22 protein-coding genes and 1 tRNA gene are annotated in these 20543 nt (G+C 53.6%); 8 read left to right on the forward strand and 15 right to left on the reverse strand.

From position 1 onward, the window contains the following. From ccmI to ccmA, 9 genes are all read right to left on the reverse strand, one after another. On the reverse strand, positions 1-1212 hold the full coding sequence (gene ccmI, locus E5C26_RS17305; protein WP_135317413.1) for a c-type cytochrome biogenesis protein CcmI: 1212 nt from the start codon (positions 1210-1212) through the stop codon (positions 1-3). After that, positions 1212-1685: a cytochrome c-type biogenesis protein gene (locus tag E5C26_RS17310; protein WP_135317414.1), complete on the reverse strand. Its 474-nt coding sequence runs from the start codon at positions 1683-1685 to the stop codon at positions 1212-1214. The genes ccmI and E5C26_RS17310 overlap by 1 nt, the downstream gene beginning before the upstream one ends. Further along, the gene (locus E5C26_RS17315) at positions 1682-2233 is read right to left on the reverse strand and encodes a DsbE family thiol:disulfide interchange protein (protein WP_037423648.1); all 552 of its coding nucleotides are present in this window, start codon (positions 2231-2233) and stop codon (positions 1682-1684) included. Before E5C26_RS17315 ends, E5C26_RS17310 begins: the two co-directional genes overlap by 4 nt. Then, on the reverse strand, positions 2230-4200 hold the full coding sequence (locus E5C26_RS17320; RefSeq protein ID WP_135317415.1) for a heme lyase CcmF/NrfE family subunit: 1971 nt from the start codon (positions 4198-4200) through the stop codon (positions 2230-2232). Before E5C26_RS17320 ends, E5C26_RS17315 begins: the two co-directional genes overlap by 4 nt. Next, positions 4197-4691, reverse strand: coding sequence for a cytochrome c maturation protein CcmE (gene ccmE, locus E5C26_RS17325; RefSeq protein WP_135317416.1), 495 nt, complete (start codon positions 4689-4691; stop codon positions 4197-4199). The genes E5C26_RS17320 and ccmE overlap by 4 nt, the downstream gene beginning before the upstream one ends. Then, on the reverse strand, positions 4688-4924 hold the full coding sequence (gene ccmD, locus E5C26_RS17330; protein ID WP_012146101.1) for a heme exporter protein CcmD: 237 nt from the start codon (positions 4922-4924) through the stop codon (positions 4688-4690). The genes ccmE and ccmD overlap by 4 nt, the downstream gene beginning before the upstream one ends. Next, positions 4921-5658 carry a heme ABC transporter permease gene (locus E5C26_RS17335; RefSeq protein WP_012146102.1) on the reverse strand — a complete coding sequence of 246 codons (738 nt, stop codon included), beginning with the start codon at positions 5656-5658 and terminating at the stop codon, positions 4921-4923. The genes ccmD and E5C26_RS17335 overlap by 4 nt, the downstream gene beginning before the upstream one ends. A gap of 118 nt (positions 5659-5776) precedes the next feature. Further along, on the reverse strand, positions 5777-6436 hold the full coding sequence (gene ccmB / locus E5C26_RS17340) for a heme exporter protein CcmB (protein WP_135317417.1): 660 nt from the start codon (positions 6434-6436) through the stop codon (positions 5777-5779). Beyond that, positions 6436-7068 (reverse strand): cytochrome c biogenesis heme-transporting ATPase CcmA, encoded by a 633-nt coding sequence (ccmA, locus tag E5C26_RS17345; protein ID WP_135317418.1) that lies wholly within the window; start codon positions 7066-7068, stop codon positions 6436-6438. Before ccmA ends, ccmB begins: the two co-directional genes overlap by 1 nt. A gap of 241 nt (positions 7069-7309) precedes the next feature. On the opposite strand from ccmA, the gene E5C26_RS17350 reads away from it, so the two are divergent. The 4 genes from E5C26_RS17350 (at position 7310) to dsdC (ending at position 10285) form a co-directional block, all read left to right on the forward strand. Beyond that, on the forward strand, positions 7310-8239 hold the full coding sequence (locus E5C26_RS17350; RefSeq protein ID WP_135317419.1) for a formate/nitrite transporter family protein: 930 nt from the start codon (positions 7310-7312) through the stop codon (positions 8237-8239). A 130-nt stretch (positions 8240-8369) separates the two neighbouring features. Then, positions 8370-8444, forward strand: a tRNA-Arg gene (locus tag E5C26_RS17355). 187 nt (positions 8445-8631) lie between these two features. Continuing rightward, a complete protein-coding gene (locus tag E5C26_RS17360; RefSeq protein WP_135317420.1) occupies positions 8632-9171 on the forward strand; it encodes a DUF2058 domain-containing protein in 540 nt (179 codons plus the stop codon). A gap of 184 nt (positions 9172-9355) precedes the next feature. Then, the gene (dsdC, locus tag E5C26_RS17365) at positions 9356-10285 is read left to right on the forward strand and encodes a DNA-binding transcriptional regulator DsdC (protein WP_135317421.1); all 930 of its coding nucleotides are present in this window, start codon (positions 9356-9358) and stop codon (positions 10283-10285) included. A gap of 337 nt (positions 10286-10622) precedes the next feature. Here the strand turns inward: dsdC and E5C26_RS17375 are convergent, their stop codons facing one another. Further along, complete coding sequence (locus tag E5C26_RS17375) at positions 10623-11546, reverse strand: DMT family transporter (protein ID WP_135317423.1); 924 nt, start codon at positions 11544-11546, stop codon at positions 10623-10625. Between the two features lie 474 nt (positions 11547-12020). On the opposite strand from E5C26_RS17375, the gene E5C26_RS17380 reads away from it, so the two are divergent. After that, positions 12021-13172, forward strand: a complete 1152-nt coding sequence (locus E5C26_RS17380; protein WP_135317424.1) for a porin — start codon at positions 12021-12023, stop codon at positions 13170-13172. 56 nt (positions 13173-13228) lie between these two features. On the opposite strand, the gene mltB is transcribed toward E5C26_RS17380, so the two are convergent. Next, positions 13229-14314, reverse strand: a complete 1086-nt coding sequence (mltB, locus tag E5C26_RS17385; protein WP_135317425.1) for a lytic murein transglycosylase B — start codon at positions 14312-14314, stop codon at positions 13229-13231. A gap of 288 nt (positions 14315-14602) precedes the next feature. Here mltB and E5C26_RS17390 point away from each other — a divergent pair, with 288 nt between their 5' ends. Beyond that, positions 14603-15052: a hypothetical protein gene (locus E5C26_RS17390; protein WP_135317426.1), complete on the forward strand. Its 450-nt coding sequence runs from the start codon at positions 14603-14605 to the stop codon at positions 15050-15052. Between the two features lie 257 nt (positions 15053-15309). Here the strand turns inward: E5C26_RS17390 and E5C26_RS17395 are convergent, their stop codons facing one another. After that, positions 15310-16074: a CDP-diacylglycerol diphosphatase gene (locus tag E5C26_RS17395; protein WP_135317427.1), complete on the reverse strand. Its 765-nt coding sequence runs from the start codon at positions 16072-16074 to the stop codon at positions 15310-15312. 361 nt (positions 16075-16435) lie between these two features. Between E5C26_RS17395 and ypdK the strand changes: the two genes are divergently transcribed. Next, entirely contained in the window at positions 16436-16510 is a 75-nt protein-coding gene (gene ypdK, locus E5C26_RS17400; RefSeq protein WP_112349011.1) for a membrane protein YpdK, read from the forward strand. Between the two features lie 68 nt (positions 16511-16578). On the opposite strand, the gene E5C26_RS17405 is transcribed toward ypdK, so the two are convergent. From E5C26_RS17405 to E5C26_RS17415, 3 genes are all read right to left on the reverse strand, one after another. After that, positions 16579-17103 carry a cytochrome b gene (locus E5C26_RS17405; RefSeq protein ID WP_135317428.1) on the reverse strand — a complete coding sequence of 175 codons (525 nt, stop codon included), beginning with the start codon at positions 17101-17103 and terminating at the stop codon, positions 16579-16581. Between the two features lie 108 nt (positions 17104-17211). After that, complete coding sequence (gene alaC / locus E5C26_RS17410; protein WP_012146114.1) at positions 17212-18447, reverse strand: alanine transaminase; 1236 nt, start codon at positions 18445-18447, stop codon at positions 17212-17214. A 121-nt stretch (positions 18448-18568) separates the two neighbouring features. Continuing rightward, entirely contained in the window at positions 18569-19108 is a 540-nt protein-coding gene (locus tag E5C26_RS17415; RefSeq protein WP_135317429.1) for a GNAT family N-acetyltransferase, read from the reverse strand. Between the two features lie 188 nt (positions 19109-19296). On the opposite strand from E5C26_RS17415, the gene E5C26_RS17420 reads away from it, so the two are divergent. Beyond that, on the forward strand, positions 19297-20541 hold the full coding sequence (locus E5C26_RS17420; RefSeq protein ID WP_135317430.1) for a DUF1479 domain-containing protein: 1245 nt from the start codon (positions 19297-19299) through the stop codon (positions 20539-20541). Positions 20542-20543: the final 2 nt, after the last annotated feature.

The raw sequence follows: 20543 nt of genomic DNA on the forward strand, positions 1-20543 counted from the left end.
TCAGGGGACCTGTTTGTTTATCTGAACGTCAATCTGCTCTTTACCGCTGAAATTCTGCAGCGCACTCTCACCGAACCAGTCAGCCGCCTGTGGCGTAGCCAGACCGTCCTGAGAAATCCGCACCCGCACCTTGACCTGATGCTGGGCCGAAAGCAGGCGTTCAGGCATCATGGCATTGCTGTCATCCAAAGAGAATGACAGCGGGAAACGGCTTAAAGGCAGTTGTTTCACCGCAACAGGCACCGGATTGGTCCCATCGGTCACCGAAATGACCAGCGTCCCTTGCTGCGGCAAAGCGTTAGTCGCCTGCGGCGATAACGTCACGTTAACGCCAAGTTTAACAGTTTCTCCGCTTACCTGCGTTTTTGCTTGTTCAATACTGCGCTTTATCACTTCAGCGCGTTGATCGTTAGCCGGCAACAGTTTCAGCATCACCTGCCAGGCACCGATTGCCTGCTTGAAATCACCCTGCTCGAAGGAATTAAACGCCAACAGGCTCAACACGCGCAGATTGGTATGATCTTCGGCGATCATCTTGCGCAGCATCTGAGTGGCCTGCTTGTTATCCTCTGGATCGTTAGAGCGCGTCAAGACTTCCGCATAACCGAGGCGCACTTCCAGATTATTCGGATCGAGTTGATAAGCATGAGCGAAGGCCTGAGTCGCGGTGGTGGCGTTATTGAGCGCCATACCGACCCGCCCCAGCATCATCCAGTCGTTGATGTTGCGGTCGTCCTGTTGCAGCGCAGTACGCAGCCCCAGGCCGAGACGGGCAATTTCTTCCATGCTCAGCGGTTGGGCACGTTCATTGGCCACCCGGGCACGCAGCTCCGGCATTTGAGCTTCCACCTGCTGCCAGTCCAGCACCTGTGCCAACCCACCGGTTTTCAGATAAAACCCCAGGGTGACCACCACCAGTAACGCTACGCCAGGCACCAGCGCCCAGAGGTTGATCGGCTTTGCCTGCGCGTCCTGCTGACCGGGAATATCATTCAACAGGTTTTGCTGCAGTTCCTTCACCATCTCCGGACGCTCGGCAACCACGCCCTGATCTTCGTCCTGCTCCAGTTCGTGCAGACGATCCTGATAAAACGCTTTATTCAGCGTATCGCGGCTAGCGGCAGTGCTTTTGTCGCTTTGTCGCATCGCCGGCACCACCAGCAACGCCGCAGCGCCAACCAGCAAGACAATAATAATCAGCCAAAAAGCCATTAGGGTTTCTTCCTGTCAGTCTCTTTCAGCAGCGCCGCCAGACGCTGTTGCTCCTGCTCGGAGAATTCATCGTTAGCGTTAGCAGCACCGACGCGGCGACGGCGAGTACGCAGTATCACTACCGCACCGCCGATCAGCACAAACAGCAACGGGCCGATCCACAGGATCAGCGTCGCCGGAGTCACCGGCGGCTCGTAGGTGACGAAATTACCGTAGCGCGCCACCATGTAATCGATGATCTGCGGCTTACTCTGCCCCTGCATCATCAGCTCATACACCTTGGTGCGCATGTCTGCCGCAATGATGGCGTTAGAGTCGGCAATGCTGTTGTTCTGGCATTTCGGGCAGCGCAGTTGCTCGGTCAGTTCACGGTATTGCTGTTCCTGCTCCACCGATTTGAACTGATAGGTATCAATAGCCGCAGCCGCGCTCCAGCTCAGCAGCATAGCGAAGACCAGGGTCAACAGCCTCATGCCTCACCCCCGTATTTTTTGTACAGCGGCAACACTTCCTGCTGCCAGACTCGCTCATTCATATCCCCGGCGTGGCGATAACGAATAATGCCTTGCCCGTCGATCAGGAAGGTTTCCGGTGCGCCATACACGCCCAGATCCAGCCCCAGCATGCCGTCGCCGTCATACAGGCTGAGCGCATACGGGTTACCCAGCGAGTTCAGCCAGGTCACCGCCTTGCTGCGATCGTCTTTATAGTTCAGCCCCACCACGCGGATACCGCGCGCGGCCAACGTATTGAGGTATTGATGTTCGGCACGGCAGGTCGGGCACCAGGTGGCCCAGACATTCAGCAGCATGGGTTTGCCATTGCGCAGCACCGCCTGATCGTAAGTCTTGCCGGGCTGATCGAGCGATTCCAGCTTGAAGGCCGGTACCGGTTTGCCGATCAACGCCGACTCCAGCATGGTCGGATCCTCACCACCGGCATTGCGCGTCAATTGCACCATAAACGCCGCCACCAGCAACAGGAACAGGATTAACGGGATAAACAGCAGCTTACGGTTCATGCCTGCTCCTCCAGCTTGCCTTCACGCTTGAGTTTTTTGCTCATCCGATAACGCGGGTCGAGAATACACAGGATGCCGCCGATCGCCATAAATACCCCACCGAACCAGATCCAGCGCACGAAGGGTTTATAGTACAACCGCACGGCCCAGGAACCGTCGTCCAGCTCTTCGCCCAGTGCCGCATACAGGTCACGGCTGAAGCCGCCGTCGATAGCCGCTTCGGTCATCATGCTACGCGCCACGCTGTAGTAGCGTTTTTCCGCGTGCAGCGTCGCTTCCGGCTTGCCGTTGCGCGTGACATCAATGATACCAACACCGCCAGTGTAGTTCGGCCCACGGATATCGTGCACATCACGGAACACAAAGTGATAGTTATGGATATCCACGCTGTCGCCAGCTTTCATGCGGACGTCGCGTTCCACGCTGTAGTTCTGGCTAAAGGCAATGCCGATGACCGTCACCGCGACGCCAAGGTGACCCAACACCATCCCCCAGTGACTGCGGGAAAGATGGCTCAGGCCACGCCAAAAACCGTGGCGATGAGTCGCGCGTTCGTGCAGTTCCATCAGCGTCAGGATAATGACCCAGACCGCCATAATCAGCCCCACCACCGTCATACCGGCAACGCTGTCTTGCAGCAGCCACGGCAGCAGGATAGACAGCACCAGCGTAATCACCAGCGCCACGCTCAGGCGACGCCACAGCTTGGTCGGTTCATCACGACGCCAGCGCACCAACGGGCCGATGCCCATCAGCAAGGCCATCGGGGCCATCAGCCAGGTAAACATGGTATTGAAGAACGGCTCGCCGATAGAAATACTGCCCAGGCCAAGCTGTTTATGCACCAGCGGCAACAGCGTCCCCAGCAACACCACCAGCATCGCGGCAATCAACAGCACGTTATTGCCCAACAGGAAGGTTTCACGCGAGAAGGTTTCATGCTGCACCCGGCTGCGCACCTGGCCGCCTTTGACCGCGTACAACAGCAAAGAACCGCCGATCACAATCACCAGATAGGCGAGGATAAACATGCCGCGCGCCGGATCGGAGGCAAAGGAGTGCACCGACACCAGCACGCCGGAACGCACCAGGAAGGTGCCCAGCAAGCACAGCGAGAAGGCGGTAATCGCCAGCAGCACCGTCCAGGCCTTGAAAGTCCCGCGTTTTTCGGTCACCGCCAGCGAGTGCATCAGCGCCGTCCCGACCAGCCACGGCATAAATGAAGCGTTCTCTACCGGATCCCAGAACCACCAGCCGCCCCAGCCCAGTTCGTAATAAGCCCAGGCAGAGCCCAGTACAATACCCATGGTGAGGAACACCCAGGCCGCCGTGGTCCAGGGACGCGACCAGCGTGCCCAGGCGGTATCCAGCCGACCGGCCATCAGTGAGGCAATAGCAAAAGCAAAGGCCACCGAGAAGCCGACATAGCCCATGTACAGCAACGGCGGATGGAAAATCAGGCCGATATCCTGCAGCAACGGGTTGAGGTCACTGCCGTCGATCGGGAAATTCGGCAAGGTGCGGGTGAACGGGTTGGAAGTCATGATAATGAACAGCAGGAAACCTGCGGTAATCATGCCCATCACCGACAGCACGCGCGCCACCGCATCTTGCGGCATCGCACGGCTGCACAACGCCACCGCCAGTGACCAACAGCTCAGCAGCAACACCCACAGCAGCAGTGACCCTTCATGGGCGCCCCAGGTAGCCGCGATACGGTAATACACCGGCAGTTGGGTGTTGGAGTTGGCGGCCACATAGGCCACGGTAAAATCATTGGTAATAAAGGCGTACACCAGGCAGATGAACGCCAGCGCGATAGCGGCAAACATGCCGTAGGTCAGTGGACGTGCCACCGCCATCATGCGGCGATCCTGACGCGCTGCGCCCCACTGCGGGTAAATGCTCAGCAGCAGCGAAATCGCCAGCGCCAGACACAGCAGAAAACTTCCCGTTTCCGGCATCATGATTTAGCGCCCTCGTTCTGCGGGGTGGTGTAAGCCGAAGCCGGCCCCTTATGGTTTTCTTTCATCGCGTCGGCCACCTCCGGCGGAGTGTATTTCTCATCGTGTTTCGCCAGCACTTCACGCGCATTGACCACGTTCCCTTCGCCCAATACGCCCTGCGCCACCACGCCCTGCCCTTCACGGAACAAGTCCGGCAGGATACCGGTGTAGGTGACGTCGATCGCACCGCGCGCATCGTAGACCTTGAAGCTGACCTGCAGCGTTTTCTGATCGCGTTTTACCGAACCGGGCATCACCATGCCGCCGATCCGCAGGCGTTGGCCCACTTCCGGCTTCTCATGATTTTCGCCCTTGCCCTGCAGAATTTCGCTTGGGGTATAAAACAGATCGATGTTGGAACGCAGCGCATACAGCATCAGGGTCGCGGTAAGCGCAACACCGATCAGCACTACGATCGCCAGATACAGGCGACTTTTACGACGTGGATTCACAATGATTTCTCCCGCGGGTTGGCGGATTTTTGTTTCGACTGCTGCGATTGACGAATGCGTCGTTCGCGCGCCTGACGGCGGCCGATCTCATCGAGCAATTGCCGGCGCTGCCAGAAAGTATGCGCCACCAGGCCCAGTAGCGAGAGCAGCGTAACGGCCACCGCCAGCCAGACGTAGAAGGCGTAGCCCCCCATGGCGAAAAACGCCTGCCAGGAAGTAAATGCGGCATTCATGGTTGGCGCTCCTTATTGACCAGCCCGGCGACCCACGGACGCTGACTTTCCTGAGACAAAATCAAATTACGCAGACGCATCAACGTGAGGGTAATGAAGAACAGCAGATAGCCGAGGATCGCCCAGCGCAGCGGGGTGCGCATGCTTGGCGCGATGCTCTGTTGCATATTGGTCGATCCCTGGTGCAACGTGTTCCACCATTCGACCGAGAAATGAATAATCGGGATGTTCACCACGCCCACCAGCACCAGAATACCGGCGGCGCGGCCCGCCAGGCGACGATCCTCAAAGGCGTTGTACAGCGCAATAATGCCGATATACAAGAACAGCAACACCAGTTCAGAAGTCAGGCGTGCGTCCCACACCCACCAGGTGCCCCACATCGGCTTGCCCCAGGCAGAACCGGTGACCAGGGCAATAAAGGTAAATACCGCGCCGACCGGCGCCATCGCTGCGACCACCGTATCGGACATTTTCATCTGCCACACCAGGCCGATAAATGCCGCTACTGCCATGGAGCCATAGATCCCCATCGACCACATGGCGGCCGGGACATGGATATACATGATGCGGAAGCTGTCGCCCTGCTGATAATCCTTGGGCGCAAAGCCAAAACCCCATACCCAACCCAGCAGCAGGCAGGCCGCCCCGGCCAACCCCAGCCAGGGGATAAAGCGGCCACAGACACGATACAGCCGTTCAGGCTGGGCAAACTGATGTAACCATTTCCACATTGTCGTCATTGCTCACGGTAAATTTATACGGTGGCCGCCCTGTTGACCAAGGCGACGAAAATTACAGGTGCGGCGGAACACGCTCTTAATGGCGTTAACCCGCATTTCAATACGTTAGCTAGTGCACGCTCACTCGCAGCGCCGCTGCGGTAGCAAAGGGTGCCAGCGTGATACTGCCCGCCAGCATGGCGCCCAGGATCGCCAGATACCCCTCTATTGGCATGCCCATAGAGGCGGCGTCGATGGCGGCCGTGGCAAATATCAACACGGGTATATACAGCGGCAGCACCAGCAGGCTAAGCAGCACGCCCCCCTTGCGCAGCCCAACGGTCAGCGCCACGCCGATAGCGCCGACCAGACTCAGCGTCGGCGTGCCCAGCAGCAGCGTAAACGCTACCGCCAGCCAGGTATTGATATCCAACGACAGCAGCAACGCCACCAGCGGCGACAGGATTAACAGGGGTAGGCCTGTTACCACCCAGTGAGCACACACTTTGCCTAACACCGTCATTGGCAGCGGTGTCGGCAGCAACAGCAGTTGCTCCAGCGAGCCATCAAGAAAATCATCGCGAAACAAACGCTCCAGCGACAACAACGCCGCCAGCAGCGCAGCGACCCAAATAATCCCCGGCGAAATACGCGCCAGTAACTGCGGCTCCGGCCCAATACCTAATGGAAACAGCGTGATAACAATCAGAAAAAACCACAGCGGATTAACGATTTCCGACCCTTTGCGAAAGGCAATCTTCAGTTCGCGGCGCAATACGGTCAAAAACATCAAAGTGTCTCCATGCGATTTTCCGTCAGGCTGATTTTACCTACCGCCTGCGTTACGCCGGCCAAATCCTGATGGGTGGTCAACAATACCATGCCGCCCTGCTGCGCATGTTGCTCAAAAAGGCTAATTAATTCAGCCACGCCCTGCTTGTCGATGGCCGTCAGCGGCTCATCGAGGATCCACAACGGGCTGTCGCTGAGCCACAAACGCGCCAGAGCTACCCGGCGTTGCTGCCCGGCGGAAAGCTGCGCCACCGGTAAATCCTCATAGCCCACTAACCCTACCTGCTCCAGCGCCTGCCAAATGGCCTGACTGTCGGGAACGCTACTCACCGCCTGGTAAAACTGCAGGTTCTCAAAGGGCGTTAACATGGTTTTAATCCCCGGCTGATGGCCAAGGAACAGCAAATCCTGATGGTAACGTTCACGATGGCGCAACGTATTTTGCCCATGCCAGTGGACTTCACCGCCCTCCGGCCGCGCCAGACCGGCCAAAATGCGCAGCAGACTGGTTTTGCCCGCGCCGTTTGGCCCTTCCACCTGAATAATATCGCCCGGTTTCACTGTAAAGCTTAACCCGCTAAACAGGGTGCGTTCATCGCGGACGCAGCTCAGATTTTTAGCTTCCAGCATCGGGAGAACTCATATTTTTCTTTGGGATAGCGATCATAGCATAAGCCATCTGCGGCACGTAGCCCGCCGCAGGCCACTCAGCTACTCCAATAGGGGTAATATTGCGCCCCAGATCAATAATGCGAAGAAAAAACCGACGGCGTTAAACTCTTGTTACTTTTTTCTGCAATTTGCGACCTGGCTTTCAGGCCAGCTATGCTTAATCCGTGACCCCGGCAGCAGTTTAAGGAGAGAGCAGATCATGAGCGACCCACAACAGCGCCCGAAGACGGATACCGATGAACATCTGCAGGTAGAGAGTAAAGAGCATGAACAGGGCAAGAGCGAAATCGAAGTAAAGGAACAGAACCTGCCCTCACGCGCGGCAGCGGTGCATGAGCAGATCCGCATGGAGGGTGAGAAAGAGCTGGAGCGTGACTGGCTGGCCTTGCTGTGGTCGGCAGTGGCCGCCGGGCTGTCGATGGGGGCTTCACTGATGGCAAAAGGGATTTTTCACGCCCGTTTGCCGGACGACCCCAGCCGCTTCTTTATTGAGAATATTGGCTACACCTTTGGCTTTATCATCGTGATTATGGCCCGCCAGCAGTTGTTTACCGAAAACACCGTGACCGCCGTGCTACCTATCATGCACAAACCGACACCGAGAAATTTCATCATCCTGTTTCGCCTGTGGGGTGTGGTGCTGCTGGGCAACCTGATTGGCACCGGGCTGGTATCGCTGGCGTTTATTCACATGCCGATTTTTGATGAAAGCACTCGCAGCGCTTTCGTTAGCCTGTCGGAAGAAGTGATGCAAAACTCACCGTCAGAAATGTTTGCCAACGGTATTTTGGCCGGCTGGATCATCGCCACCATGGTGTGGATGTTCCCTTCCGCCGGGGCCGCCAAGATTTGGGTGATCGTCCTGATGACCTATCTGGTGGCGATCTGCGACCTGACCCATATCGTGGTTGGATCGGTAGAGATCCTTTATCTGGTGTTTAGCGGTGTGATCCCCTGGCAAGATTTTTTCTATCCGTTCGCCATTCCAACGCTGGCCGGCAACATTATCGGCGGCACCTTTATTTTTGCGTTAATCAGCCATGCACAGATCCGCAATGATATGAGCGATAAAAACAAAGCGGCGCGGCTGGAGGCAGAAAAACAGACCGCCAGGGCGAGAAAACCGTGATCGCGGTCAGCGCAGCATGCGAAAATCAGCGCATATTGGCGATGGAATGAGCAAACGCACCGCTAAGCGCTTATTCTGCGGGTAAAAAAAGGTATACTGCCCCGGCAGCCTCAGGTTGCCTGCCCGCAGCGTCCCCGTAGTTAAACGGATATAACAAGCCCCTCCTAAGGGCTAGTTACTGGTTCGATTCCAGTCGGGGACACCATAAGCCTATCGACTCACCGCTATCAAAATCCGCAGAAACCGCGTCACACACAGCCTTAAGCCATTTTCGTCGCCTAAATACCGCCCTTGTTATCAGCATGATGCGTGAGCACTGCCCACAATCTGGCACAGCTTCCAGGATTAAAGGTATAATCGCAGATACTATTTACTCGATTTTAGAAACGAACATGACAAAACTAACATTACAAGAGCAGATGCTTAAAGCCGGATTGGTCAACAGTAAGAAACTGGCGAAAGTGCAAAAAACCGCTAAAAAATCACGCATTCAGGCTCGTGAGGCCAGAGAGGCGGTCGAGGTCAATAAAAAGGCACAAATCGAACGTGATAAACAGCTGAGTGAGCAACAAAAGCAAGCCGCTTTGTCTAAAGAGTATAAGGCCCAGGTAAAACAGCTCATTGAAATGAACAGGATCGTTATTTCAAAGGGAAGTATTAGCTATAACTTCACAGACAAAAATTTAATTAAAAATATCAATGTCGATAAAACCACTCAGGCTCAGTTAATTAATGGCCGTCTCGCCATTGCGCGTCTGGTTGCGGATAATGGGGTTGATAACGAATACGCTATTATACCTGCGGTCGTAGCCGATAAAATCGCGCAACGAGATGCGAGCAGTATTGTGTTAAATGCGGCTCTTAGTCAGGAGGCTCAAGACGAAGAAGATCCTTATGCCGACTTTGTTGTTCCTGATGATTTGATGTGGTAAAGAAAAAGAACGTATTGCTATCACACTCCTGCCGTATATCACGGCATATTATTTTAGGGCAATGGGCTGCGACCATTGCCCTACCTCAATAAAAATATCACCCCGGCCATCGAAGAATAAATTGCGTTTTAGTTTCATTGACTAAAATGTTATTATTGCTCCACCTCGCGCATGGAGTAATAGCATGTTCCCCAACAAGAAATATTCACAACGAGCCAATCCGTTAACCAGCTATCAATTTTCACGATTGCATACCTTTGAATGCGTCGCCCGTCATCTATCTTTTTCATTGGCGGCAGATGAACTGTCAATTACTCCCAGCGCCGTAAGCCACAGAATTAATCTACTTGAAAAAGAGTTGGGGTTTCTTTTATTCCAGCGTTTTCACCGCAGAATTACGCTCACGCCGGAAGGTGAGCGGATGCAATGGTCGTTAAGCAACTCCTTCGATGTACTGACGCAGGAAATTCTTGATATTAAAAACAGTGAACTGACGGGTACCCTGACCATTTATTCCCACCCCTCCATCGTTCAATGTTTGCTGATTCCGCGGATCGGCGAGTTTATTGCTCAATATCCCACCATTCATTTGAATATTCTCACCGGGCAGGAAAATATCAATCTGGCCAACCGGGGCGTTGATTTGGCGCTGTACTTTGGCCGTCTGCCGTCCGGCAAGCAGCTGGACGAAACCTTTATGTCTGAGTCCATGGTGCCGATCTGCACTGCGCAATACGCCAAAACGCATGACCTCCACAATGCTCCTGAAAACCTGGCGCACTGCACCCTGTTGCATGACCGCTATAACTCGGGCGAAGACGAATGGCTGACCTGGGCACAACATTTTGATTTAGAACTGGATACCGACAGCAAAAGCATGGAGTTTGATCGTTCTGATTTGGCGGTGCTGGCGGCGGCCCAGCATCTTGGCGTCGCCATGGGCCGACTCAATCTGGTGCAAGACTGGATCAAAAGCGGCGAGCTGATTATCCCCTTTACCAATATGATTTTGCCCTGCGAACACTGTTATTTTGTTTCGACCATATCCGAACGTCAGTGGCCGAAGATCATCGCATTCAAGCAGTGGATGATGAAAATAGAGCCTCTGGTCTGATAACCAGAGGCTTGGGCCGGTGGTTCAAAAATGATTACCACTTCTTTGGGCTATAAGAAAACTCAAGCGCGCAGCTGTACAACTGTCCATCTTTGGAATAATAAATATGTTTGCGGCTATTATCCCACACCACCGTAGCGTGATTAGCGAATTTTATTATCTCAACCGGAGTCTGGTTAGATAACCGCCCACGCTGGGTATTTTTCACCACGAAAAAATCGCCATTATCACTGAGTGTGATCAAAGGATAACCCCAGGCATATTTCGATATTTGCATGGTAATGGAAAATTGACTTTCACAGATTATTTGATAGGTATTAACATCTACATCCATAATTTATATTTTAGGTACAATCCCTCTGTTGAGATAAAATAAATAAGAACAACTCACGACAATCAAGCCTAAAACAATCAGGATAGAACCCAATACAAACTCAATCTGCAACGGTTCACCCAATATCACCACGCCGGCTAAAATACCAAAAATGGGCGTCATAAAGGTCAGAATGCCCAACGAGGACGCCTGATAATGACGCAGCAGAGAAAACCAGATTAAATAGCTGATAAAAGAAACCACCAGCGTTTGGAATATCAGGCTGGTCCAGGCCACTGTAGTCAGGTTGAAATGAACGCTCTCCGTGGTTATCGCCAGCAGAGATAACAGAATGCAGGCCCCCGAGAGCTGAAACAATAATGTTTGTTTTGATGAGCAATTTGCCAACCCGGTAGTACGAATGACGATGGTCGAGCCGCCCCATGACATTCCCGCCAACAGACCGTAAATATCGCCACGCAACGGATTCTCTGCGCCCTGACGGTCACTCATCCCGGAGATGGCGAACACCACGCCGCCAAAGGCGATGGCAATACCGACCCACTGTATCAACGACAATCGCTCATGCCGGATAACAAAATGCAGCCCGATGGCGGAAAATAAGGGGGCTGTATACAAAAAGACCGCCATATGCGATGCGCTGGTATAGCGCAACCCTTCGGAAACGAAAAAGAATTCCAGCGCGAATAAACAACCTACGCACAGACCTGCCAACAGCGTGGGGCGATCAAATACGAACTTTTCGCGGCGGTAACGCGCCAGGAGATAAACCGCCAAAGCGGCAATACCCGATCGAATGCCGATTTGCAGTACCGCAGAAATGTCCGGTTCGGCGGCCTTGATCGCCACCTGCTGCAGTCCCCAAATGGCGCATATCATCATCATGGCGGCGGCAGCTCTGCTATCTATGTTGTTTCTGGCACTCATCACGCCTCCCGCAAAGCGCTTAAATGAAAATACACTCTTCCCTCACCGCTAATAAAAGTAATGATCGATAAAACTGGAGAGAAATATATAGCTCTGGTTTTTCTTACGGATACTTCCGAGTTAATTATAAAAACATCTTTCGTCACGCTGAAATTACACGATATATACCCTTCACTGACAAGTGAAAAATATAAACCTTCGTGTTAGCTGAATTCATCCGAACATCATCGTCATTGCTGCGCCTTTACGTTAAGTTTTTCCACCTCCGGGCGGCATCTCGGCACTTCCCTGCTGACAGTTACAGAAAAAACCAATAATTAGCAGGAAAAGTAACTTTTTGTGGCGCGCATTGTGTTACATATGCGTTTCGCTTCACCCACGCTAAAAGCAATGAAAACGCTCAGAAAACTTCCTGAGCAAATCACTGATGCCAGAAGGTTCAGTGAGGTCGGCAAGTACACACAGGGATAAAAAATGACATACAAATTGCGCGCATTAACCCAGGCAATTGCTCTGGGATTGGTAGTTGGCAGTGCTTCTTTCGCCGCTCAGGCTGAAATTACCCTGCTAAAGCAGGATCCACAGGCGGGCGACCCGCTGAGCCGGCTTAATTTTACCGTCGGCGGCAGCATCCGTCCGCAGTTCAACAATATGACCGGCGATGGTGATAAAGGCTCTTACAAACGTAACGGTTTTGACGGCGGCACCCGCTTCCGCTTCGCCGCCGATTACTACCTGTTCGACGACATTAGCTGGATCAGCTACTACGAGCTGGGGGTGAATATCCCTGCACTGTTCAACTGGGATAACCACTATGCAGAGGGTGCCAACAACACCAGCCGCCGCATGCTGTACACCGGTTTGAAAAGCAAAACCTGGGGACAATTGACCTTTGGCCAACAAAACAGCGTGTACTACGACGTGGTGGGCGCCAAAACCGATATCTGGGATTACGACATGCTGGCCCAGGCTCCGGGGAACGGCATCAACGGGGATTACGACGGTTCTTACCGTTCACGTAAAATGCTGAAGTACAAAAATACCTTCGGCGATGCGGATGTGTATGCCTCTTACCTGTTCAGCGATAACGAATACCTGCCGGGGAATGGCCTGCGCTACAAGCGCGAGGGCGGCGGTTCATTGGGTATGGATTATCACCTGACGCCGGACCTGACCTGGGGTACCGCGTGGAACTATACCCGCGCCGAGATGCGTGATCCTGCCACCCACGCTACGAAAGATTATGACCAGAACATCCTGGGTACCGCGCTTAGCTGGAAACCGGATAACTGGACGCTGACCTTCGGCGGTGGCTGGTACAACAACTTCCTGACCACCAAAAAGGCCAACGTTAACGACTACTTCGCCGGTGACGCCTGGGGTATTGAGTATCTGGCCGGTTACACCGTGCCGGTTGGGCAATATGCGGTGAAATCCGTGATGCCGTACTTTATGGGCGACCGTTTGCAGTACGTCAGTGGCCGTGACTATCAGCGTATTGATAACGGTCTGGGTGTGACCGTGCAGTTTGATTACGGTTTCCGCGTTGATGTGGAACACGTGCTGACGTCAAGCACCGACAACCTGGGCGATATGACGCTGGTGCGTCTACGTTACGATTTCTAATTGCTAGCGACGTAAAAAAGGCCGCTTTAGCGGCCTTTTTCAGTTTTGGAACCCAATCAGAATCCGCCGCGCGCCGAGCGGCCCACCGCTTCGCCCAACTGCCACACTGCCATCGCATAATGGGTACTGTGGTTGTAGCGGGTAATGGTGTAGAAGTTGGGTAAACCGTACCAATACTGGTAGCTGGTTCCCATATCCAGGCGCAGCAGGCTGGCCTCCTGATTGCCACCAAGCGACCCTTGCGGCGTCAGCCCAGCTTCTGACAAACTGGCAACCGAATAGCGGGTTTTAAAGCCATTTTCCAGCCCCGGTGCCTGGCCGCTGGCCGGCACGGCCACAGGTTCACCCCTTGTCCAGCCGTGTGCTTTAAAGTAGTTGGCAACGCTGCCGATGGCATCCACCGGATCCCACAGGTTAACGTGGCCGTCACCGTTGAAATCAACCGCATAACTCTTGAACGAGGACGGCATAAACTGACCGTAACCCATAGCGCCGGCGAAGGAACCGCGCAGCTCCAGCGGGTCATCCCCTTCGGTACGTGACATCAACAGGAAGGTTTCCAGCTCACCGGCAAAGTAGTCGGCACGGCGCGGATAGTCGAACGCCAGGGTAGACAGCGCATCGATAATGCGGGTTTTGCCCATTACGCGGCCCCAACGGGTTTCAACACCGATAATGCCGACAATAATCTCTGGTGGCACACCGTAGACCTGATAAGCACGCTGCAGCGCATCCTGATACTGATTCCAGAACTGCACGCCATTTTGCACGTTATCCGGCGTAATAAACTTATTGCGGTAACGCAGCCAGGAACCATTAGGACCGGACGGTGCTTGGGTAGTCGGTGTCGGCGCCTGACGATCCATCAGCCGCAGTACAGAATCTAACCGCCTGGCCTGGGCCAGCACGTCATGCAACTGTTGACGATCGAAACCGTGTTCCTGCACCATTTTATCGATAAAACGAGCGGTGTTCGGGTTGTTGGCAAAATCGCCTCCCAGCGGCTGACCGGAATGCGCTGGTGTCAGCAGAAAACCGCCTTTCACGGTGTTGTCCTGAGGCGTGGCTGGGGTCGACTTCGGCCCGCTGCTACAGGCAGTGAGTAAGGTAAGCAGGGGGAGAAGAACAACTAAATGACGCATCGGATATCCATATAAGCCAGGCCAGTGATAAGTGTGGGTTATGTTAATCCATTGTCAGGTACGAACAAACTGGATTATGTCGCCGATCACACCGCCACGAGTCAAAACTCTATAAAACGTGATGAGAAGCACAGAAACAAAGAATGACTTAGGGTAAGTAGCTGCTCCAACGGCAATCAATACCTGATGCCAATGAGAACAACTATCATCTCACCCGGCGCAACACTGGCTATCTGTGGGCCAAGCGGTCACAATGCCGCACCATTCCCGGCCCAAACAGGAAATACCATGTCTTGCCACTATCCCGCCCACTACTCCTTTGATAACGAAAGCGACGCCTGGCAGATTCAGTTTCGTGATTTTCCTCAGCAGCAGGCCGCCTGCTATAAACGTGAAGACATCGAGCTGGAAGCACAGGAAAGCCTGCTGATTGCCATCGCGCTGGAAATGGAAGAAGGCCGCCCGGTACCTGTCCCTTCTCCTGCCCTGCCTGATGAGCTGGCGATCCACCTGCCGGTGCTGGTTAAACTCAAGCTCGAGTTGCATAACATTATGCTGGCCAGTACCACTTCGAAAGCCAGCCTGGCGCGCAAACTGGGCTTTAACGCCGGTCAAATGGACCGCCTGTTGGATGTGGCCTATGCCTCCAAGGTAGAAGCGCTGGAACAGGCCCTTTACCTCTTGGGATATGAGGTACAAACCTCGGTAATAGAAACGCTACATCACCAGACTAAATAAAAATTAAACTTTTTCCACCGCTGGCCGATGTGGTTGTTACTGGACAATATTCACCCCATCAAAGGCCCAACAATGCAGTGGAGTCGCCGTGATACCTGGATAGCCATGATGCTATCCAGTGCGCTGTTTTTGACCATTGTCGCAATTGGTATTGCTACTGCGCTCGAATAAACTCAAGCTGCTTTATGCATGAACCTATGTGGCTTTTCCCATGGCAGCCTAAACCTATTACGGCTGCCATGGATCATGCCAAAAACCTACCTAGCAAACCCTTTACACGTAAAATCAAGCAGGTTTTCTGTGTGCCCCGTATTATTTTTTACTCGTCCGGCTTCATCTGCCAATAATACAAAACCCGGCTGTTTATTTTCGAATGTCACAGGTACAACCACAACACCAAATTTCCTCATGTCATTGTTGTTTATGGCCAGTTGCCGGCCAACCTGCACAAAAGGATAAACACCTGTCAAACTGTTCTGCCGGATACGTTTGCCCAGATAATGTTGGCCCACCAAATTTTCAGACAACTCTGTCCAGTCATCACCGATGTCTGGAAGTTGCCTGTCGATACTGCGTCGAATATGCGATTTCAGACATGCAATATGAATATGCAATTGACCCTGCGTACGCCCACTCTGAGAGTTAATTGTCAGGGCAAAAGCATTACGCGGCAATGCCTTACCATAGACCTTATCCAATACGTGACGATTCTGCCAAGCTAGGGCAAAATAATTCACAGTCGCGGGTAAAAGCAATTCTGGGCTTTCAATACCTTTCAACTTCAAAGTAGGTACCAGCAAAAAGTGATAGCGAGTTTCCGGATCGCGAACTATCGCGTAACCTTTCTCTTTGCCCTCATTCAAATAGACTTTTTCGCAGGGCAAAGATGTACCAAGTGTTTGATAATTAAAAACACAGATATTATTAACCACCCGCCATAAAGCACTGCTGGCGAACGAAGGTAAAGCTGAAAACAGCAGTATCAATGCTAAAAAAAATCGTGACTTTGCCAATATCAACACGTTCCATTTCCTATCAGACTGCCTGCCTCAGAATATCACTGAGCCACAGTAAAACTGAATCGGATTATCAGAAATAAAAATCGTTTAAAAACAGTTAGTGCTGGTTAAAAAACCGTCAAAAAGTGTGATCAAAAACACAGTATTGTAATCAGGCTGATATTGGGAGTACATTAACGCCGATCCTGTCGTGGTTCATGTTTTACCTCACGGACTATGAAGCACGACAACCGGGTAATCTGTGGTCAAGGACGTTGTTCTTCCTATTGAAGGATCCGCCTCTCCACCACCGACTATCCACAAAATACTCAGCACAACAATCGGGATCATTGGCTTGCGAGGGACTCCAGACGGGAGTTGTTCAGTGAAATATTTCGTATTTGGCGTTTCATTCATGTTGGTTACATGGATTGGCACCTTTATGCTGATGGTTGCATAACCAAGGCATAACCGGGAACATAGATAAAGGGGCGCATTAGCGCCCCTTTGTTGTTTCTGAATTCGGGACTATTTGCCCGGCAGCATGCGGCGCAAGGTGTCATCCTTGCGCAGATAATGATGGTAGAGCGCCGCCAGCGTATGTGCGCCAATGATAAAATAGCCTATGTTGGCCAGCGTTTCGTGAGTCGTTTTGAGCAAACGCCGCATCACCGGATCCGGCGTTATCCACTGCGGTACCTGCCAGCCTAGCAACACCCAGGTTTTCCCGCCATAGGCCAGAGTCAGCATCCCCAATACCGGCAAGGTCAGGAATATCACATACAGCAGCCAATGAAAGATTTTTGCCCCCACATCCTGCCACTCTTCAAGCGGCGGGGTGGTGGCCGGCGTGCCATGTCGCCGACGCAATCCCAACCGAATGAACATCAGTAAAAAGACGGCCACGCCAAAGTTAAAATGCAGATTTTTTATCAATGGCGCTATGTCATCCGGCACCGAATCTTTCAGCAGCATCGCCGCGTAAGTCAGGATCACCATCAACAGCGTCAACCAATGCAACACAATTTGTGAGTTCGCGTAACGGTTCCCCATAAACTCCCCCGATAAATAAAGAAAATCTTATTAGAGAATAATGGGTGAATAATGAAGAAAACCTTGGGGCAAGAAAAAAACCGGCGTGAATACGCCGGCCTGAAGTGATTACTTGGTGGTTGCCGGGCTGCTCTTGGCCGGTTTGATCAGCCCATCAGCCCGGAACATGGCTTTGATGCCGCGAACTGCCTGACGGATGCGATCCTGATTTTCTATCAGCGCGAAACGCACGTGAGTATCACCATAGTCACCAAAGCCGATACCTGGCGATACGCACACCTTGGCTTCTGCCAACAGACGTTTGGCAAACTCCAGCGAACCGAGATGCGCATAAGGTTCGGGAATTTTGGCCCAGACGTACATCGCCGCTTTCGGGTTCTCCACCATCCAGCCCGCTTCATGCAAACCTTTCACCAGCACATTGCGGCGCTGACGGTACTGCTCCGCGATATCCCGCACGCACTGCTGATCGCCTTCCAACGCGGCGATGGCAGCCACCTGCAACGGGGTGAAGGTACCGTAGTCGTGGTAACTCTTAATCCGTGCCAGCGCGTTGACCAACTCCGGATTACCGACCATAAAGCCGATACGCCAGCCCGCCATATTGTAGCTTTTCGACAGGGTGAAAAACTCCACCGCAATGTCCTTGGCACCAGGCACCTGCATAATCGAGGGCGCCTTCCAGCCGTCATAAACGATATCGGCATAGGCCAGATCGTGAACGACCAGCACGTCGTACTGCTTGGCCAGCGCGACCACGCGCTCAAAGAAGTCCAGCTCTACACACTGGGCGGTCGGGTTTGACGGGAAGCCGAGGATCATCATTTTCGGACGTGGAATGGTTTCACGAATGGCGCGCTCCAGCTCACCAAAGAAATCCACTCCTTCCACCAGCGGCACCGAACGCACCTGAGCACCGGCAATCACCGCACCGTAAATGTGGATCGGGTAGCTCGGATTCGGCACCAATACGGTATCACCGTGATCGAGCGTCGCCAGCATCAGGTGTGCCAGCCCCTCTTTTGAACCTATGGTAACAATGGCTTCGCTTTCGGGATCGATCTCCACCTGGTAGCGATCGGCATACCAGCGTGAAATAGCACGGCGCAAACGCGGGATCCCCCGCGAAGTGGAGTAGCCATGGGTATCGTCGCGTTGGGCAACGGTACAAAGCTTTTCCACAATGTGCGGCGGGGTTGGCCCGTCAGGGTTGCCCATGCTGAAATCGATAATATCCTCGCCACGACGGCGCGCAGCCATCTTCAGTTCGGCGGTGATGTTGAATACGTAAGGGGGAAGACGTTCAATACGCGTGAAACGGCGTTGCGGACTATTATCAGCCATAGATACCTCGAAGAGACGTTAGCGCCCGGACCATCCGAGCGACGCTGGCCAACCTAAAGATTGACCGGATATTGAACATATCCCAGCCTCGGCAGGCTTGTCGATACCCAGTCCAACTTTTTTATTCCCCGGTCTTAAATTCCCTCGCCAGCAGCCCGAACTGCCAGTCATCACGCCACTGCCCCGCCAGCCGGTAGTTATCACGCAGCGTGCCTTCCAGCAGAAAGCCACAAGACTCCAGCAACCGGCGCGAAGCAATATTGCCTGCGGTCACCGTCGCAGTCAGCTTATGGAAATCGCAGGCGTTAAAACCAAAATCCAGCACCGCACGCAGTGATTCCTTGCCATAGCCCTTACCTTGCGCGGACGGCAGCAAGGCGTAGCCCACTTCCGCCTGTTGATGAGGCTGCCACATCGGACGAAAGCCGGTGATGCCAGCCACAGCTCCGCTGTCTTTCTCGCGCAACACCAGGCACAACCATTGATCCGAATGCTTGTCCCAGGTGGGCAGACGAGCCTCGAAACGACTGATGATGCCCTCCTCGCTGTACGGGTCGGAGATGTAACGGATCACATCAGGATCCTGATACAGGCTTAAAAACAGCGGCCAGTCGTCGGCTGTCAACGACTCCAGGGTCAAACGCTCAGTGAGCAACTTCATTGTTTCTGTCTCCTAAAAATGGGGATCTCCGAAAAACGAAAATGAGGAAGTTACGAATGAAAGATATCCCTTTATTTTCCTCTATTAAATCCAGATAATCATTAACGTCAAAACAACAAAACCATAACGCCTTACCCGCTCCCCTACAACCGTCTGTCGTTGCCCACCCGCAGCGCGAGGAGAACACCATGGCTTCCTTACAAATTGACGATATTCCAGGCGCAATTAAAACCGTCAAACAACAACTGCGCCAGGCATTACCGAATTACCGCGAAACCTTCCTGGCGCTGGAAGACAACATCCGTCAGCAGGTCGAACAAATCCGCCAGGCGCTGGCCGCCGGTCAAAACCCGGTGCCGCAAATCGATGCCGAGGATATTCTGCAACAACGCGTCAGCGAGCAGCAAAAAGCGCTGATCAAACAGCGCGGTGCCTGCGCCATCCGTGGTGTTTTCCCCCGCGCCAAGGCTGATGCCTGGAACCGGGAGATCGGCGACTATCTCGACCGCAACAACTTTGTCGAACGTCTGAAAGGGGCTGCCGAGGACAACTACTTCGGCAAGCTGGCCGCCAGCAAGCCACAAATCTACGGCATTTACTGGTCAAAACCGCAGGTGGAAGCCCGTCAGGACGCACGGATGCACGCGGTACAGGTGTTCCTTAACAGCCTGTGGGAAACCGAGAGCAACGGCAAACAGCATTTTGACCCGACCCGCGTAGCCACCTATGCCGATCGCACCCGTCGCCGCCCACCGAACTCCTCTTCACTGGGCCTGTCGCCACACGTAGACAGCGGCACCATTGAACGCTGGCTGGATGAGAACTTCCGTTACGTCTATCGTCACGTGTTCTCCGGCAACTGGCAGGATTACGATCCGTTCGCCGCCGACGGCCGCACCGAAGTGCGTGAAATCGCTTCACCGGCAGTGTGCTCGATGTTCCGTACCTTCCAGGGCTGGACGGCGCTGACGCCGCAGCGCACCAATGCCGGCACGCTGAACCTGGTGCCAGTGGCCAACGCCATGGCTTATGTGTTGTTGCGTGCGCTGCAGGATGACGTCGCCGATGATGATCTGTGTGATGCCGCTCCGGGTCGGGCACTTTCGATCTCCGAAAAATGGCATCCCCTTTTAATCAGTGGGATTTCCCCTATTCCCGATTTAGAGCCGGGCGACACGGTTTTCTGGCACTGTGACGTGATCCACGCGGTGGAAAATGAGCATAACGGCGAATTCGACAGCAACGTCATGTACATCGCTGCCGCGCCGGGCTGCGAGAAAAACGATGCCTACCTGCAACGTCAGCTGCCCAGCTTTATCGCCGGCAAAACCCCGCCGGATTTCGCCCCGGATGATTTCGAAGTGGACTTCGTCGGCCGGGCTACGGTTGACCTGCTGACCCCGCTCGGCAAGGAACAGTTGGGCATTCAATAATA

It is taken from the genome of Serratia proteamaculans (genome assembly GCF_004684015.1).
GTDB lineage: Bacteria > Pseudomonadota > Gammaproteobacteria > Enterobacterales > Enterobacteriaceae > Serratia > Serratia proteamaculans_F.